The following is a 16,580-nucleotide window of genomic DNA, read 5'->3' as shown; positions in this document are numbered from 1 at the left end:
GCCGTGCAGCCGCCCGCACCCGAACCTGCGCCGGGGTGGCATGGACAGGGCGCGCTGCTCGGCGCGCCGTTCGGCCAGATCGAGGCCGGCGCGCTCCGCGCGGCGCTGGAGGGCAGCGGCGCCCGGGCGTTGCGCGTGACCCCTTGGCGGCTCTTCCTGCTGGAGGGGGCCGGAAGCCTGCCGGAGGGGCCTTTCATCACCGCGCCGGGCGATCCGCTCCTGACAACGGATGCCTGCCCCGGTGCACCGTTCTGCCCGCAGGCGACGGTGGAGACACGCGCGCTGGCCCGCGCGCTGGCGCTGCGCACCGGCGGCGGGCTGCACGTGTCCGGCTGTGCGAAGGGGTGTGCACGCGCCGGGGCTGCCGCCGTCACGCTCACCGGGCGCGACGGGCTTTTTGACCTTGTAAAGGACGGGCGGGCGTGGGATGCCCCCCTGCGCTCTGGGCTGCGGCCTGCGGACGTGCTCGCTCGAACCGAACTGTGAGACCCATGCCACACGAATACGAAACAGACGGCGCGGCCATTTACACGCAATCCTTCGCCACCATCCGGGCCGAGGCGGACCTCGACCGCTTCGACCCCGACGAAGAACGCGTCGTCGTGCGCATGATCCACGCCGCCGGGCTGGTGGGGCTGGAGGAACATGTCCGGTTCAGCCCGGGGTTCGTGCGCGCGGCGCGCGCCGCGCTGGAAGGCGGTGCGCCCATCCTTTGCGACGCGCGCATGGTGTCGGAGGGGGTGACCCGCCCGCGCCTGCCCGCGCACAACCCGGTGATCTGCACGCTGCACGAGGACGGTGTCCCCGAGCTGGCCGCGCGCATGGGCAACACGCGCTCCGCCGCCGCGGTCGAGCTGTGGCGGCCGCATCTGCAGGGCGCGGTCGTGGCCATCGGCAACGCGCCGACGGCGCTGTTCCACCTGCTCAACATGCTGGAAGACCCCGACTGCCCCTGCCCGGCCGCGATCATCGGCTGCCCGGTCGGCTTCGTCGGTGCGGCCGAAAGCAAGGAGGCGCTGTGGGCCGCGCCGCCCGCGCCCTGCGCCATCGTGAGCGGCCGGCTGGGCGGGTCGGCGATCACGGTTGCCGCAATCAACGCCGTTGCGAGCCGCGCGGAATGAACGAACGGCCCGGAACGCCCCCCGCACCCGCCCGGCAGGAGGCACGCACCGGCACCGTTTACGGGCTGGGGTTGGGCCCCGGCGACCCCGATCTGATGACCGTGCGTGCCGACCGCATGCTGCGACAGGCGCGCCACGTGGCGTTTTTCCGCAAGGCGGGCCGCGCGGGCCGTGCGCGCAAGATCGTCGACGGGCTGATCCCGCCCGGCGCGGCGGAATACGCGATGGAGTATCCCGTCACGACCGAGATCCCCTTCACCGACCCGCGATACGGGGCAATCCTGTCGGCCTTCTACGAGGACTGGACCGCCAGGCTGCGGCAGATCGCGCAGACGGGCGAGGACGTGGTCGTCCTGTGCGAGGGCGACCCGTTCTTCTACGGCTCTTTCATGCATCTCCACGTTCGGCTGAACGGGCATGTTCCGGTCGAGGTCGTGCCGGCCATTACCGGCATGTCGGCGGCATGGACGGCGACCGGCACGCCTATCACATGGGGCGACGACGTGCTGAGCGTTGTCATGGGCACCCTGCCGGAGGAGGATCTGGTCGCGCGCATGGAAGGCAGCGACGCGGTGGTGTTGATGAAGATCGGCCGCCACATCGACAAGGTCCGCCGCGCCCTGCAGCGGGTGGGCCGGTACGAGGATGCCTGGCTGGTGCAGTATGCCGCGATGCCGGGCCAGACGGTCGAGCGGTTGGCCGAGGCGGAGGGACGCGTCACGCCCTATTTCTCGATCGTGCTGGTACACGGGCGGGGGCGCCGGCCATGAGCGGCACTCTGACCATCGCCGGGCTGGGCCCGGGGGCGGAGGCGCTTGTCACCCCCGAGGTGCGCGCCGCGCTGGACCGCGCGACCGACGTGGTGGGCTATGGGCCTTATGTCGACCGTGTGGCGCGGCGCCCCGGCCTGACGCTTCATGCCTCCGACAACCGCGTGGAACTCGACCGGGCGCGCCACGCGCTAGACATGGCGGCGCAGGGGCGGCAGGTCGTCATCGTCTCGTCGGGCGATCCGGGCGTTTTCGCCATGGCCTCGGCCGTGTTCGAGGCGGTGGAGGCCGGGCCGGAGGGCTGGCGCGCGCTGGAAATCGACGTGCTGCCGGGGGTGACGGCGATGCTGGCGGCGGCGGCGCGGGCGGGGGCACCGCTTGGCCATGATTTCTGCGCCATCAATCTCAGCGACAACCTCAAGCCGTGGGAGGTGATCGCGCACCGCCTGCGCCTCGCCGTCGAGGCCGATTTCGCGATGGCGTTCTACAATCCCCGCTCGCGCGCCCGTCCCGAGGGATTCGCCCGCGTGCTGGAGCTCTTGCGCGCGGCGTGCGGCGACGCCCGCCCGGTGATCTTCGCGCGCGCCGTATCGACGCCCGACGAGGAAATCCGTGTCGTTCCCCTGCCTGACTGCACCGCGGAAATGGCGGACATGCGCACCGTGGTGTTGGTGGGGTCCTCGGCCACGCGGGTCATCTCGCGGCGCGGTGCGCCCTTCGTCTATACCCCGCGCTCGGTACCGGCATGAACCAGCCATTCCAGAACCTCGCCTGCCGAGTGCGCCTCGGCCCGGGGGGGCAGCCGGGGCCGCTCGATCATCACCACGGGCAGCCCCAGCCGACGCGCGGCGAGGATCTTGGCCGACGCCCCCGTGCCTCCCGCGTTCTTGGACACCACAAGGTCGGTGCCGTGCGCGCGCATCAGCGCCAGATCGCCCTGCTCGGTGAACGGGCCACGATCCACGATCAGGCGATGGTCGGGAAAGGGCAAAGACGTCCGGGGCGGATCGACCACCCGCAGCAGGTAGGCATGCTGCGGGTGCACGGCGAACTCTTCCAGATGCATCCGGCCGACCGCCAGCATGATGCGCGCGGGCGGGCGGTCGAGCGCGGCAACCGCGCCCGCGATGTCGGGCACGCGGATCCAGCGGTCGCCCGGCCCCTCGGTCCACGGCGCGCGGGTGAGCGCGATGAGCGGCACGCCAGCCACCTTGCAGGCGCTGATGGCGTTGGTGCTCATCTGCGCGGCGAAGGGATGCGTGGCATCCACCACGTGGGTGATCCCCGTCTCGCGCAGGTAGGAGATCAGCCCCGACACCCCGCCGAACCCACCGATACGGCACGGCAGCGGTTGTGCCGCCGGGCGGGCGACACGTCCGGCCAGCGACACGGTACCGTTGAGCCCAGCCCCGGCGACCGCCCGGCAGAGCGCCGTCGCCTCGGTCGTGCCGCCGAGGATCAGCAGGTTGGGGAACATGGCTGAGACTCCGTGGCTTTCCATCATCGGTCTGGGCGAGGATGGACCGGCGGGGCTGACCCCTGCAAGCCGGTCCGCGATCGAGACGGCGGAAATCGTGATGGGCCCGCCCCGGCACCTGTCACTGCTGCCGCCCGGCGCGGCGGAGCGCGTGGAATGGCCGGTGCCGTTCGCCGACGGGATCGAGACGCTGCTGGCGTTCCGGCCGCGGCAGGTGGCCGTGCTGGTCTCGGGTGATCCGTTCTGGCACGGTGCGGGCACGGTGCTGGCCCGCCGGCTCGACCCGGGAGAATGGCGCGCCTTTCCCAATGCCTCCAGCTTTTCGCTCGCGGCGGCGCGCATGGGCTGGCCGCTGGAATCGACCCTGTGCTTCGGCCTGCACGCGGCACCGCTGACGCGGCTGCGCCCTGCCCTCGCCCCGGGGGTGCGGCTGATCGCGCTCCTGCGCGACGGGGCCGCGGTTCCGGATCTCGCGAGGTACCTGTCGGACTCTGGTTTCGGTGCAAGCCTGCTCACCGTCATGGAAGCGCTTGGCGGCTTGCGCGAGCGTTGCACCCCGGTCCGGGCTGACGCCCTGCCCGGCGCAGAGTTCGCCCACCCGGTCTGCGCGGCGGTGGAGGTCCGGGGCGATGGCGCGGCGCTGCCGCTGGCGTCGGGGCGGCCCGATGCATGGTTCGGCGGTGACGGACAGATGACCAAGCGCCCGGTGCGCGCGCTAACGCTATCGGCCCTTGCACCCCGCCCGTTCGAGCGGCTTTGGGACATCGGCGGCGGGTCCGGCTCGATCGCCATCGAGTGGCTGCTGGCGGACCCGACCCTGACCGCCACCAGCATCGAGCCCCGTGCCGACCGGGTCGAAAACCTGCGCGCCAATGCCGAACGCCTTGGCGTGGACCGGCTGGACGTGGTCGCGGGCGCGGCCCCCGCCGCGCTGGAAGACTTGCCTCCGCCGGACGCGGTGTTCATCGGAGGGGGATTGTCGCAGGCGCTGCTGGATTGGCTGACGACGCGGCTTTGCTCGGGCACGCGGCTTGTGGCCAACGCCGTCACGCTGGAAAGCGAGACACTGCTGGCACAAGCGCAGGCATGCCATGGCGGCGAGTTGATGCGCGTGGAGTTGTCGACCGCCGCACCGCTCGGCACGCGGCGGGGCTGGGAGGCCGCCCGCCCCATCGTGCAATGGAGCGTCACGCTATGATCGTCGCGGGCTTCGGGTTTCGCGCTGGCGCCACGTCTGCCAGCCTGCACGACGCGTTCGGGCGCGTCCATGGCGGCGGGCGGGCCACGCTGCTCGCCACGCTGGCAGCCAAGGCGGAAAGCCCCGCATTCGCGGAATTCGCCCGCGCGGCCGGCTTGCCTGTGCACCCCGTCGCGCCGCAGGATGCCGCCGCGCAGGTCACGCTGACCGACGGGGCGGCGTCGCAAGCCGCTCATGGAACGGGCTCGGTTGCCGAGGCCAGCGCGCTGGCGGCGGCGGGGCCTGGCGCGCGACTAATCGGCCGGCGGGTGATCTCGACCGACCGGATGGCCACCTGCGCACTCGCCCGGTCCGCCAGCAATGGAGGAACACAATGACCGTTCATTTCATCGGCGCCGGCCCGGGGGCGCCGGACCTGCTCACCCTGCGCGGGCGCGACCTGATCGCGGCCTGCCCGGTCTGTCTCTATGCCGGTTCGCTGGTGCCGGAGGCGGTGCTGGCGCACTGCCCGCCCGGCGCGCGGGTGGTGAACACCGCGCCCATGGACCTCGACGCCATCATGGATGAGATCGCGACGGCACACGCGGCCGGCCACGACGTGGCGCGGCTCCATTCTGGCGATATGTCGGTGTGGTCGGCCATGGGCGAACAGATGCGCCGCCTGCGCGCGATGGACATCCCCGTGAGCGTCACCCCCGGGGTGCCGGCCTTCTCCGCAGCCGCCGCCGCGCTCGGGGCCGAATTGACGCTACCAGGGGTGGCGCAATCGGTGGTGCTGACGCGCACGCCGGGCCGGGCGAGTTCCATGCCGCCGGCTGAAACGCTGGCCAATTTCGCCGCCACCGGCGCAACGCTGGCCATCCACCTGTCGATCCAGAACATCGACGGCGTCGTGTCAGACCTGACCCCGCATTACGGGGCCGACTGCCCGGTGGCGGTCGTCTACCGCGCGAGCTGGCCTGACGAGCGGATCATCCGCGGCCGGCTGGCCGATATCGCGGAGCGGCTGGATCCGGGGATAACCCGCACCGCGCTGATCCTCGTTGGACCCGCGCTGGCAGCGGAAGGGTTCGACGAGAGCTGCCTTTACGCGGCAGGTTATGACCGGCGCTACCGCCCGCAAAGCGCCGAGAGCCCGTGGGCGGGCTGGACACCGGAAAGCGAGGGGCAGGATGGCTGAAGGCGTGATGATCTCCGCCCCGTCCTCGGGGACGGGCAAGACGACCGTGATGCTGGGGCTGGCGCGCGCGCTGTCCGAGGACGGGCTGCGCGTGCAGCCCTTCAAGTCGGGCCCCGACTACATCGACCCGGCCTTTCACCGCGCGGCCTGCGGGCGGGACTCTTTCAACCTCGACACGTGGGCGATGGGGCCGGGCCTCCTCGACGCGATCGCGGCACGCGCGGACGGGGCCGATATCTGCGTCGGCGAGGGCTCCATGGGTCTTTACGACGCGGTGGCCACGCGCGGCCAGTCGGGCATGGGCAGCAGCGCCGAAACCGCGCGACGCATGGGCTGGCCGGTGGTGCTGGTGCTGGACGTGGGGGGGCAGGCACAGTCGGCCGCGGCCGCCGCTATGGGATTCAGTGCCTATGACCCCGAGCTGCCCTTCGCGGGAGTCATCCTGAACCGCGTCGCCTCGCCCCGGCACGAGCGGCTGATCCGGCTGGGGATGGAGCGGGCCGGCCTGCCCGTGCTGGGGGTGCTGCCCAAGCGCGGCGACCTCGTTCTGCCAGAGCGGCACCTGGGTCTGGTGCAGGCGGTGGAGCATCCCGACCTCGACGCCGCGATCGCACAATACGCCGCCTTCCTGCGCGAGAACGTCGATCTCGGCACGATCCGCGCCGCCGCCGCGGGCCGCGCACTCCCCCCCGCCGGGGCCCTGCCCGCGCCGCCAGCGCAACGCATCGCGCTGGCCCGGGACGCGGCGTTTTCCTTTACCTATCCCCACCTGCTCGAGGGATGGCGCGCCGCGGGGGCAGAAATCCTGCCCTTTTCGCCGCTGGCGGACGAGCCGCCCGACCCGGCGGCCGACATCGTCTGGCTGCCCGGCGGCTACCCCGAGCTTCACGCCGGGCAACTCGCGGGTGCGCAGCGGTTCATGAATGGCCTGCGTGCCCACGCCGAAACCCGGCCCGTCCACGGCGAATGCGGCGGCTACATGGTCCTCGGCGCGGCGCTGGTCGACAAGGAGGGCACGCGCCACCAGATGGCCGGGCTGCTGGGGCTCGTGACCTCCTACGAGAAGCGCAAGTTTCACCTGGGCTATCGCCGCGCGGTGCTGGAAGAGGCGATGCCCGGCCACGGGCGCGGTGCAGCTCTGAGGGGGCACGAGTTTCACTACTGCAACATCCTTGACCAGCCGGACGCGCCGCTTGCGCGGGTCACGAACGCCGATGGCGACCCCGTTCCCGAGACGGGATCGCGCAGGGACCGCGTTACGGGGACGTTCTTTCACCTCATCTCGGCCGAGGAGAGCGGCGCATGAGCGGGTTCGTGAGCTTCGTGGGTTCCGGGCCAGGTGACCCGGAGCTTCTGACGCTCAAGGCGGTTGACCGCCTCAGGCGGGCCGACGCGGTGCTGTTCGACGATTTGTCGTCGGGGCCGATCCTGTCCCACGCCCGGGCCGGCGCCGACCTGATCGGCGTGGGCAAACGCGCCGGACGTCCCTCTCCCAGGCAGCATCATGTGAGCCGCCTGCTGGTGGACTACGCGCAGGAAGGCGGTCGCATCGTGCGGCTGAAATCGGGCGACAGCGGCATTTTCGGCCGGCTGGAAGAGGAGCTGACCGCCCTGCGCGAAGCCGGTATCCCATTCGAGATCGTCCCCGGCGTGCCATCGGCCTGTGCGGCCGCGGCCGCGGCGGGCATCCCGCTCACCCGGCGGATGACATCGCGGCGTGTGCAGTTCGTCACCGGCCACGATGTCAGCGGGCGGCTGCCCGGCGACATAGACCTTGTCGCACTGGCCGATTCCAACGCCTCGACCGTGGTTTTCATGGGACAGCGGACCTTTCCCGACCTGGCCGCACGGCTCATGGAGCATGGCCTGCCCGGCGAGACGCCCGCGCTCCTGGCCGAGGGCATCAGCACCACCGAGCAGAGGCTCTCGCGCCACACCGTCGCCGGGTTGGCCGAGCAGTTGTCGGAATCCATCAGCGACCGGCCCGCGCTAATCCTTTACGGGCCGCTGGCGGAGGCATGAGCGCCGTGGTGCATGACATCTGGCTTGTCGGCATCGGCACCGGAAGCCCCGCCCATGTCACGGGCGAAGGCATCACGGCCCTGCGCGACGCCGGTTTGATCCTCGTGCCGCGCAAGGGGCCGGGAAAGGATGATCTCGCCCAACTGCGCCACCGCATCATCGCGGAAAGCGGCAGCAAGGCGCGTGTCGCCCATTTCGACTATCCCGAACGCGACCCGGACCTGCCCTACCAGCAGCGCGTCGCCCGCTGGCACGACGAGATCGCGCGCCGCTGGAAACTGGCGATCGAGGCGCACCATCCCGACGGGCCGGTGGCGCTGCTGGTCTGGGGGGATCCGTCGCTCTATGACAGCACGCTGCGCATCGCGCGCAGATTGCGCCCAGAGCCGCGCCTGCGGGTGGTGCCCGGCATAACGGCCATACAGGCGTTGACGGCCGCCCACGCAATCCCGCTCAACACCGTGAACGGGGCGGTGACCGTCACCACGGGCCGACGGCTGCGCGAAGGGGGATGGCCCGACGGGGCCGACACCGTGGTGGTCATGCTGGACGGTGAATGCAGTTTCCGAGCGTTGGACCCCGATGGTCTGCACGTCTGGTGGGGGGCGTATCTGGGCATGGCCGAGGAAATCCTCGACTCCGGTCCGCTGGCCGAGGCGGGTCCGCGCATCATCGATACCCGCGCGGCGGCGCGGGCGCGTCACGGCTGGCTCATGGACACCTACATGCTGGCCCGCTGCGCACCTCAGTAGTTGCCGGCGACGTACTTGGCGATCGCCGCCCCGCGCGAGTTCACGTCCAGCTTCTGGTAGATCGCCTTGAGATAGTATTTCACCGTGTTCTCGCTGAGACCGAGCCGGGCCGAGATCTGGAAATTGGTCAGCCCGTCCACCAGCAGGGCGAGGATCTCGTGTTCCCGCCGCGACAGGCTGTCGGTGTTCTCCGAGGTGAGCTTGCGCAGGATGTCGGTGGGCACGATCGAATGGCCCTCGACCAGCTTGCCGAGGATCTTGGGCAGGCTGGTCAGGATCTGGCTCATCATGCAGACCGAGTTGGCCCCCTGCTTGATGGCGGTGCGGATGAAGGCGAACTCGGTATCCTCGGCCACGACAACGACCATGACATGCGGATGGCTGTTGCGCAGCGTCTCCAGCACCGAGGTCAGGTCGCCATCGGCCAGCCTCACGCCAAGGATCAGGATCGTCCGCTCGTCGTTGTTGGAAAGCAGCTTGCGCAGGCCCGCCTTGTCGGTCGCGAAATCCCCGAGCTGCACCTCGGGGATCTGCGACACCAGCGAGCCGATGCCCTGGCAGACGATCAACTGGCGGTCGGCCACGATCACCCGCGGCCGGTCCTCGTCATGGGCCACGCGCGCCGCTGGTTGGGGATGGGGCTCGGTCATGACATGACCATACACCAGAAAAGCCCGGTCCGCAGGCCCCGATTTGCGACATACGAGGGGTCGAAACCGATGAATTTAAAGGAAAAAACAGTATGCAGCGGCATGCCGGCGTTTCGTGACGTGCCTCGCCACCCGAAAGGGTGGGCCGCGCCCACCCGTTCGTTGGCACGCCTCCGCCACCGGTTCCAAGCGTGTATCCCCTCGGGCGTTACGAATGGCGCAGCCACCGTCGATACAAATGCCCGACCCGAGACAGGAGATACCCGATGAACGGCTACCAGCACCTTTTCATTCCCGGCCCGACCAATGTGCCCGAGCCCGTTCGGCAGGCGATGAACCTGCCGATGGAGGACATGCGCGCCCCCGATTTCCCCGACCTGGTGACCGGCATCCTTTCTGATCTGAAACGCGCCTACCGGATGGAGGGCGGGCGCGTCTTCGTATTCCCCTCTTCCGGCACGGGCGCATGGGAAAGCGCCATCCAGAACACGCTCAGCCCCGGCGACAAGGTGCTCATGTCGCGCTTCGGCCAGTTCTCGCTGCTCTGGGTCGACATGGCCGAGCGGCTCGGCCTCGATGTCGAGCTTTGCGAGGTGGAATGGGGCAAGGGCGTGCCGGTCGAGGAGTATGCGCGCATCCTCGAAGCCGACAGCGATCACGAGATCAAGGCGGTCTTTGCCACTCATAACGAAACCGCCACCGGCGTGACCTCCGACATTGCCGGGGTGCGCCAGGCGCTCGATGCGGCGAACCACCCTGCCATGCTCTTCGTCGACGGGGTCAGCTCGATCGCCTCGATCGAGTTCGAGATGGACAAATGGGGCGTCGACCTTGCCGTGTCGGGCTCGCAGAAGGGCTTCATGCTGCCCGCGGGCCTCGGCATCCTCGGTGTTTCCGACAAGGCGCTGGAGGCCAACAAGGCGCTGGGCAATGCGGGCATGGCGCGCTGCTATTTCAGCTTCGAGGACATGATCAAGCTCAACGACACCGGCTATTTCCCCTACACGCCCGCCACGCAGCTTCTGCGGGGCCTGCGCTGCTCGCTCGACATGCTGCTCGAGGCGGGGATGGAAACGGTCTGGGCGCGGCACAAGCGGCTGGCCGAAGGGGTGCGCGCGGCCGTCGCGGCCTGGGACGGCTGCGAACTGGTGGCGCGCGGCCTGGAATGGGAATCCGACACCGTCTCGGCCATCTACGTGCCCGACGGCGTGGATGCGCGCGACGTGATCTCTGGGGCCTATTACAAGTACCAGACCTCTCTGGGCACCGGGCTCAACAAGCTGGCGGGCAAGGCGTTCCGCATCGGGCATCTTGGCTCGCTCAACCCCGTGATGCTCTGCGGCGCGATCTCGGCCGCGGAAATGGCGCTGGTCGACGCGGGGGCGAAGATCGAACCGGGCTCGGGCGTGGCCGCCGCGCAGGCGCATTACCGCGATACCACGCCGGACAGCCGCGCGGCCACCGCGAAGGCGGCCTGACATGGCGGACGCAAATATTCTCGTCACCCGCGCCTGGCCCGAAGAGGCCGAGAATCGGCTTGCCGCCGAAGGGCTGGGCGCGGTCACCCTGCGCCATCCCGACCGGCCGATGAGCCGCGAGGAATGGATGGCCGCGGCACAGACCTACGACGTGATCATGCCCACCGTCTCGGACAGGATACCGGCCGAATTCTACCCGGCCGCCCGTGGCAAGGTGCGGATCATGGCCAATTACGGCGTGGGCTTCAACCATATCGACATCGACGCCGCGCGCGAGAACGGCATCGCGGTCACCAACACGCCCGACGTGCTGACCGACTGCACCGCCGATCTGGCGATGGGGCTGCTGCTTTGCGCCGCCCGCCGCATCGGCGAGGGCGAGCGCGAGACGCGCGCGGGCAACTGGGAAGGCTGGCGGCCCACCCACATGATCGGCAAGAAGGTCACCGGCGCCACCATCGGCATCGTGGGCTTCGGCCGCATCGGCCAGGCGATGGCGCGCCGGGCGCATGGCGGTTTCGGGATGCGGGTGGTGTTCCAGGATGCCTGGGGCGTGCCCGACGAGATCAAGGCCGCCAACGGCCATGCCGAGCAGCTGGGCTCGATCGAGGCCGTCGCGGCGGAGTCCGATTTCCTGTCGCTGCACTGCCCCGGCGGCGCGGACACCTACAAGCTGATCGACGCCAGGGTGTTCGCCGCGCTCAAGCCCGGCGCGATCCTGGTCAACTCCGCCCGCGGCGACGTGGTCGACGAAGACGCGCTTTTCGACGCGCTGGACAGCGGCAAGCTCTCGGCCGCGGGGCTCGACGTGTATCACGACGAACCCGCCCTCGACCCGCGCTTCCTCGAATACGAGAATATCGTGCTCGCCCCGCATCTTGGGTCGGCCACCGACGGCACCCGCGGCGCGATGGGCCACCGCGCCATCGACAATCTCAAGGCCTTCCTCAAGGGCGAGACCCCGGGCGATCTGGTCACGTAAACCGCCTGTTAACCACCCATGAGACAGGATCGGGCCATGAGAGATCATGGCCCGATTTCGCCGGAGCAATGGCTCGGCAAGCTCTTCTCCTCCCGCGCCGCCCGCGAGGGGCGCGTGATCCGGCGCCAGCTTCGCGACATCGACCGCTATATCGGCCGGGCGCGCTTCGAGGCGGAGCTTGCCAGACGCGGATACCATGCCGTGGAAAACGCCGGGCAGATGGTGATCTTCTGCAATCAGGAGCCGATCCGCGTGGTGCTCTAGGTACTTTCCGCGGGGAAAGTACGCTCGGAAAATACGCATTTTCCGGCCCGGAATTTTCCAGAATTCCGACCCCCGCAGCGACTCGAGTTTCCTATCGTAACCAATTGTTTTCCTTCATAACCGTTGCGCTGCAGCGAGTGCATCCCAATGCATCCCGACGGCACCGGCCCGGGTAGGGGCACGCTACCCGTTCAGGCTCATGCCCCCTCCCCGCGCCGCCATTCTTACCCGCAGGGAAGTGTCGCGGCCCCGCCATTCGCGCAACAAGGGAGGCAACGGACGGCCCCCGTCCGAACGAGGAAAGGACCAAGATGAGCTACACCCTCCACCCGCTCAAGAAGCAGCGCCTGCAACGGTCGGAACTGGCCGTGCCGGGCTCGAACCCGTCGATGATCGACAAGGCCGCCACATCGGATGTCGATTACATCTTCCTCGATCTCGAAGACGCGGTCGCGCCGCCCGACAAGGTGCAGGCCCGCGCCAACATCATCCAGGCACTGAACGACATCGACTGGAAGGCCAAGGGCAAGACCATGTCGATCCGCATCAACGGGCTCGACACCCATTACATGTACCGCGACGTGGTCGAGATCGTCGAGCAGGCGGGCCGGCATCTCGACACGATCCTGGTGCCCAAGGTGGGCGTGCCGGCCGACCTCTACACGGTGGAATGCATGGTGAGCCAGATCGAGGAAGCCATGGGCTTCACACATGAAATCGGCCTCGAGGCGCTGATCGAGACCTCGCTCGGCATGGCCAATGTCGAGGCCATCGCCGCCGCCCCCGGCCGGCTGGAGGCGATGCATTTCGGGGTGGCCGACTACGCCGCCTCGACCCGCGCGCGCACCGTGGTGATCGGCGGCTTGAACCCCGACTACCCCGGCGACCAGTGGCATTCCGCCCTCTCGCGCATGACGGTGGCCTGCCGGGCCTACGGGCTGCGCGCCATCGACGGACCCTTCGGCGATTTCTCAGATCCCGACGCCTATGTCGCCTCGGCAAGACGCGCCGCCGCCCTGGGGATCGAGGGCAAATGGGCGATCCATCCCAGCCAGATCGAACTGGCCAACGATGTCTTCTCGCCGCCCGAGGCCGAGGTCACCAAGGCCCGCCGCATCATCGAGGAGCTCAAGAAGGCCGAGGCCGAGGGCAAGGGTGCGGCCTCGCTCGACGGCAAGATGATCGACGCCGCCAGCGAGCGCATGGCCAACAACGTCATCGCCGTCGCCGACGCCATCGCGGCCAAGGGATAAAAGGAGGCTTCCCAATGGACATTCACGAATACCAGGCCAAGGAGATGCTCAAACGCTTCGGCGTCAGCGTCCCCCGCGGCGGCATCGCCTATTCGCCCGAACAGGCGGTCTATCGCTGCTCGGAACTCTCGGGCGACAAATGGGTCGTCAAGGCCCAGATCCATTCCGGCGCCCGCGGCAAGGCGGGCGGCGTGCGCATCTGCGCCACCGAGGAAGAGGTGGCCGACGCGGCCCAGTGGATGCTGGGCCGCCGCCTCGTCACCCACCAGACCGGGCCGCATGGCAATCTCGTCAACCGCCTCTATATCGAAGAAGCCACCAACATCGCGCAGGAAATCTATCTGGGCTTCGTGATGGACCGCAAGCTGGAGCGCGTGGTCGTCGTGGCCTCGGCGCAAGGGGGCATGGAGATCGAGGAGATCTCGGCCAACGAGCCCGATTCGATCATCCGCAGCGTGGTCGACCCGGCGGTAGGCATGCAGAACTTCCAGGCGCGCGAGATCGCCTTCCAGCTCGGGCTCGACCCGGCGCTCATTCCGCAGGCGGTCAAGACGATCATCGGCTGCTACAACCTAATGAACGATACCGACGCCAACATGGTCGAGATAAACCCGCTGGTTGTGACCACCGCGGGGGAAATCGTCGCGCTCGACGCCAAGCTGGCCTTCGACGACAACGCGCTGTTCCGCCACCCCGACATTTCCGAGCTGCGCGACAAGAGCCAGGAAGACCCGCGCGAAACCTATGCCGGTGACCGCGGGCTTTCCTATATCGGTCTCGACGGGCGGATCGGCTGTATCGTCAACGGTGCAGGGCTCGCCATGGCCACGCTCGACATGATCAAGATGGCCGGCGGCGACCCGGCCAACTTCCTCGACGTGGGCGGCGGCGCCAGCCCTGAACGGGTGCTGATGTCCTTCAAGGCCGTGCTCAACGACCGCAATGTCGAGGCGATCCTCGTCAACATCTTCGCCGGGATCAACCGCTGCGACTGGATCGCCGAGGGCGTGATCCGCGCGGTGAAGGAACTCGAACTCGACAAGCCGCTCGTGGTGCGCCTCTCGGGCACGAATGTCGAGGAAGGCATGAAGCTCCTGGCCGACAGCGGCCTCAACATCACCACCGCCAGCACGCTTGCCGAGGCGGCCGAAAAGGTCGTCGCCGAGTGGAAGGCGGCCAGCCTGAAGGAGGCGTCGTAATGGCCATTCTCATCGACAGCGAAACCCGGGTGCTGGTCACCGGCATCACCGGCCGGATCGGCAGCTTCCACGCCCAGGACATGATCAAGCACGGCACCAACGTGGTGGGCGGCGTGACGCCCGGCAAGGGCGGCACCACCCATCTCGACCTGCCGGTGTTCAACACCGTCAAGGGCGCGGTGTCTGAGACCGGCGCGGAGCTGGTGGTCAGCTTCGTGCCCCCGCCCTTTGCCGCCGATTCGATCATGGAAGCGGCCGATGCGGGTATCAGGACATGCGTCTGCATTGCCGACGGCATTCCCGCGCAGGACATGATCAGGGTCAAACGCTACATGCGCCGCTACAAGGCCGAGAACCGGATGCGGCTCATCGGGCCGAACTGCGCGGGCATCATCACGCCCGGCCGCGCCTTCGCCGGGCTCATGCCGCCCCATATCTACATGCCGGGCCGCGTGGGCATCGTCGGGCGGTCGGGCACGCTTGGCTACGAGGCGGCCTCGCAGATGTCGGAACGCGGCATTGGCGTGTCCTCCTCGATCGGTATCGGCGGCGATCCGATCAACGGGTCAAGCTTCAAGGACATTCTTGAACTGTTTGAAAACGATCCGGAAACCGTTGCCGTGGTTCTCGTGGGCGAAATCGGCGGGCCGCAGGAGGCAGAGGCCGCGACCTTCATCCGCGACCACATGAGCAAGCCGGTCGCGGCTTACATCGCCGGGCTCTCGGCGCCCAAGGGCCGCCGCATGGGCCATGCCGGCGCCATCGTCTCGGCCTTCGGCGAATCGGCACAGGAAAAGGTCGACATCCTCAAGGATGCTGGCGTGTCGATCGTGCCCACGCCTTCCTCCTTCGGCGAGGTGGTCGAGAAAATGGTCGCTTGATCCTGCCGCACGGCGCGGCTCGCCGCACCCCGGCGATCGCGCCGGGGCCGCGTGGGACCGGCGCACGGTCCGGGGGCCAGACCGCCGCATCTTCCTGGTAAAAATACCCCGGGGGAGACGTTGGACCCCGAGGGGTTCAACGTCGGGGGCAGCGCCCCCACCCCCGTTCAGGCCGGGTACAAGGCGCCGAACTTGTCCTCAAGATACCTCATCAGCGGGGCGGCCGACGGCTCGCGCCCGCAGGACCGGGCGATCAATTCACGCGGCTCGAACAGGCCGCCATGGCGTTGCACGGTCTCGCGCAGCCATGCCGTGGCCGGGCTAGGATCACCGCGTTCAAGATGCGTATCCAGGTCCGGCACCGCCGCACGCAGCGCCTCGTGCAGGCAACCGGCATAGACATTGCCAAGCGCGTAGGTCGGGAAATACCCGAACAACCCCACAGACCAGTGCACATCCTGCAGCACGCCGTTGGAGGCCCGGTCGACGGGATACCCGAAATCGGCCGAAAACCGGTCGTTCCATGCCGCCTCCAGATCGGGCACGGCCAGGTCGCCGCTGACAAGTGCCCTTTCAAGCACGAAACGCAGCATGATGTGCAGGTTGTACTGTATCTCGTCGGCCTCGGTGCGGATATAGCCGCGGTGCACGCGGTTGACGGCGGCATGGAACGCCTCCGCCGTCTCGACGCCGAGATTGCCGAACGCGGCCTCCATCTCGGAAAACAGCCACCGGCAGAACGCGGCACTGCGGGCCAGCTGGTTCTCGAATATGCGGCTCTGGCTTTCGTGCACGCCCATCGACACACCCTGCCCTACCGGGGTCAGCCGAAAGGCCGCGTCGATCCCCTGTTCGTAGCAGGCATGGCCCGTCTCGTGGATCGTTGAGTAGAGGCAATTGAACGGGTCGCTGTCGGCAATGCGGGTGGTGATCCGCACATCATCGCCAGACCCAGAGGAGAACGGGTGCACCGCGATGTCGAGCCGCCCGCGCGTCCAGTCATAGCCGAACCTCCGGGCGAGATCGCGCGCCATTTCCATCTGCCGCGTCCCGGGAAAATGGCCCTTGAGGGCCGGCGGTTCACCCGCCCCGAGCGCGCGCTGCCGCAGCGTGACAAGCCCCGGGCGCATTTCCTCGAACATCGCGTGCAGGCTGTCGGCCGTGGCGCCCGGCTCGAAATCATCCAGCAGGGCGTCGTAGAGATCCCCGCCGTCGGCCAGAGCCGCCGCTTCCTCGCGCTTGAGCCTGACGACCTCCGACAGGGTCGGGGCGAAGGCGGCAAAGTCATCCTCGGCGCGCGCCGCCGCCCAGATGCCCTGCGACCGGCTGGTGAGGCGCGCCAGCGCCGCGGCG

General features: G+C 68.9%; 18 protein-coding genes and 1 pseudogene. 16 read left to right on the top strand and 3 right to left on the bottom strand.

Features of this window, described 5'->3' with window-relative positions:
- The 4 genes and pseudogenes from ACH13J_RS16805 to cobJ form a co-directional block, all read left to right on the top strand.
- A pseudogene (locus ACH13J_RS16805) lies at nucleotides 1–486 on the top strand (cobalamin biosynthesis protein CobG); the annotation flags it as partial.
- A gap of 5 nt (nucleotides 487–491) precedes the next feature.
- Nucleotides 492–1,121 (top strand): precorrin-8X methylmutase, encoded by a 630-nt coding sequence (locus ACH13J_RS16800; protein WP_397544503.1) that lies wholly within the window; start codon nucleotides 492–494, stop codon nucleotides 1,119–1,121.
- On the top strand, nucleotides 1,118–1,891 hold the full coding sequence (gene cobI / locus ACH13J_RS16795; protein WP_397544502.1) for a precorrin-2 C(20)-methyltransferase: 774 nt from the start codon (nucleotides 1,118–1,120) through the stop codon (nucleotides 1,889–1,891). Before ACH13J_RS16800 ends, cobI begins: the two co-directional genes overlap by 4 nt.
- Nucleotides 1,888–2,640, top strand: a complete 753-nt coding sequence (gene cobJ, locus ACH13J_RS16790) for a precorrin-3B C(17)-methyltransferase (protein WP_397544501.1) — start codon at nucleotides 1,888–1,890, stop codon at nucleotides 2,638–2,640. Before cobI ends, cobJ begins: the two co-directional genes overlap by 4 nt.
- On the opposite strand, the gene ACH13J_RS16785 is transcribed toward cobJ, so the two are convergent.
- Complete coding sequence (locus ACH13J_RS16785; RefSeq protein ID WP_397544500.1) at nucleotides 2,613–3,368, bottom strand: cobalt-precorrin-6A reductase; 756 nt, start codon at nucleotides 3,366–3,368, stop codon at nucleotides 2,613–2,615. The genes cobJ and ACH13J_RS16785 overlap by 28 nt on opposite strands.
- Here ACH13J_RS16785 and cbiE point away from each other — a divergent pair.
- From cbiE to cobF, 6 genes are read left to right on the top strand one after another with little or no spacing between them, the layout of a single operon-like run.
- A complete protein-coding gene (gene cbiE / locus ACH13J_RS16780) occupies nucleotides 3,367–4,566 on the top strand; it encodes a precorrin-6y C5,15-methyltransferase (decarboxylating) subunit CbiE (RefSeq protein WP_397544499.1) in 1,200 nt (399 codons plus the stop codon). The two genes, ACH13J_RS16785 and cbiE, sit on opposite strands and share 2 nt — an antisense overlap.
- Entirely contained in the window at nucleotides 4,563–4,943 is a 381-nt protein-coding gene (locus ACH13J_RS16775) for a cobalamin biosynthesis protein (protein WP_397544498.1), read from the top strand. Before cbiE ends, ACH13J_RS16775 begins: the two co-directional genes overlap by 4 nt.
- The gene (gene cobM / locus ACH13J_RS16770) at nucleotides 4,940–5,746 is read left to right on the top strand and encodes a precorrin-4 C(11)-methyltransferase (RefSeq protein ID WP_397544497.1); all 807 of its coding nucleotides are present in this window, start codon (nucleotides 4,940–4,942) and stop codon (nucleotides 5,744–5,746) included. The genes ACH13J_RS16775 and cobM overlap by 4 nt, the downstream gene beginning before the upstream one ends.
- Complete coding sequence (locus ACH13J_RS16765; protein ID WP_397544496.1) at nucleotides 5,739–7,052, top strand: cobyrinate a,c-diamide synthase; 1,314 nt, start codon at nucleotides 5,739–5,741, stop codon at nucleotides 7,050–7,052. The genes cobM and ACH13J_RS16765 overlap by 8 nt, the downstream gene beginning before the upstream one ends.
- A complete protein-coding gene (gene cobA / locus ACH13J_RS16760) occupies nucleotides 7,049–7,768 on the top strand; it encodes a uroporphyrinogen-III C-methyltransferase (protein WP_397544495.1) in 720 nt (239 codons plus the stop codon). The genes ACH13J_RS16765 and cobA overlap by 4 nt, the downstream gene beginning before the upstream one ends.
- A complete protein-coding gene (gene cobF, locus ACH13J_RS16755) occupies nucleotides 7,765–8,520 on the top strand; it encodes a precorrin-6A synthase (deacetylating) (protein WP_397544494.1) in 756 nt (251 codons plus the stop codon). The genes cobA and cobF overlap by 4 nt, the downstream gene beginning before the upstream one ends.
- Here cobF and ACH13J_RS16750 read toward each other — a convergent pair.
- On the bottom strand, nucleotides 8,514–9,170 hold the full coding sequence (locus ACH13J_RS16750) for a LuxR C-terminal-related transcriptional regulator (RefSeq protein ID WP_397544493.1): 657 nt from the start codon (nucleotides 9,168–9,170) through the stop codon (nucleotides 8,514–8,516). The two genes, cobF and ACH13J_RS16750, sit on opposite strands and share 7 nt — an antisense overlap.
- A gap of 266 nt (nucleotides 9,171–9,436) precedes the next feature.
- On the opposite strand from ACH13J_RS16750, the gene ACH13J_RS16745 reads away from it, so the two are divergent.
- From ACH13J_RS16745 to sucD, 6 genes are all read left to right on the top strand, one after another.
- Nucleotides 9,437–10,648 (top strand): aminotransferase class V-fold PLP-dependent enzyme, encoded by a 1,212-nt coding sequence (locus ACH13J_RS16745; RefSeq protein WP_397544492.1) that lies wholly within the window; start codon nucleotides 9,437–9,439, stop codon nucleotides 10,646–10,648.
- Nucleotide 10,649: 1 nt separating this feature from the next.
- The gene (locus ACH13J_RS16740; protein ID WP_397544491.1) at nucleotides 10,650–11,630 is read left to right on the top strand and encodes an NAD(P)-dependent oxidoreductase; all 981 of its coding nucleotides are present in this window, start codon (nucleotides 10,650–10,652) and stop codon (nucleotides 11,628–11,630) included.
- Between the two features lie 36 nt (nucleotides 11,631–11,666).
- Nucleotides 11,667–11,894, top strand: a complete 228-nt coding sequence (locus tag ACH13J_RS16735; protein ID WP_397544490.1) for an N-(5'-phosphoribosyl)anthranilate isomerase — start codon at nucleotides 11,667–11,669, stop codon at nucleotides 11,892–11,894.
- Nucleotides 11,895–12,205: 311 nt separating this feature from the next.
- Nucleotides 12,206–13,147 carry an aldolase/citrate lyase family protein gene (locus tag ACH13J_RS16730; RefSeq protein ID WP_397544489.1) on the top strand — a complete coding sequence of 314 codons (942 nt, stop codon included), beginning with the start codon at nucleotides 12,206–12,208 and terminating at the stop codon, nucleotides 13,145–13,147.
- Between the two features lie 14 nt (nucleotides 13,148–13,161).
- Nucleotides 13,162–14,346: a malate--CoA ligase subunit beta gene (locus tag ACH13J_RS16725; protein WP_397544488.1), complete on the top strand. Its 1,185-nt coding sequence runs from the start codon at nucleotides 13,162–13,164 to the stop codon at nucleotides 14,344–14,346.
- Nucleotides 14,346–15,227: a succinate--CoA ligase subunit alpha gene (gene sucD / locus ACH13J_RS16720; RefSeq protein WP_397544487.1), complete on the top strand. Its 882-nt coding sequence runs from the start codon at nucleotides 14,346–14,348 to the stop codon at nucleotides 15,225–15,227. Before ACH13J_RS16725 ends, sucD begins: the two co-directional genes overlap by 1 nt.
- 167 nt (nucleotides 15,228–15,394) lie before the next feature.
- On the opposite strand, the gene ACH13J_RS16715 is transcribed toward sucD, so the two are convergent.
- Nucleotides 15,395–16,580: carboxypeptidase M32 (locus ACH13J_RS16715; RefSeq protein ID WP_397544486.1), on the bottom strand; the 1,186-nt coding region annotated here is incomplete at its 5' end.

The sequence above is a fragment of the Roseovarius salis genome, from assembly GCF_044472985.1.
Lineage (GTDB): Bacteria > Pseudomonadota > Alphaproteobacteria > Rhodobacterales > Rhodobacteraceae > Roseovarius > Roseovarius salis.
Note: the sequence above shows the minus strand (reverse complement) of the source record. Positions and strands in the feature narration are given on the sequence as shown.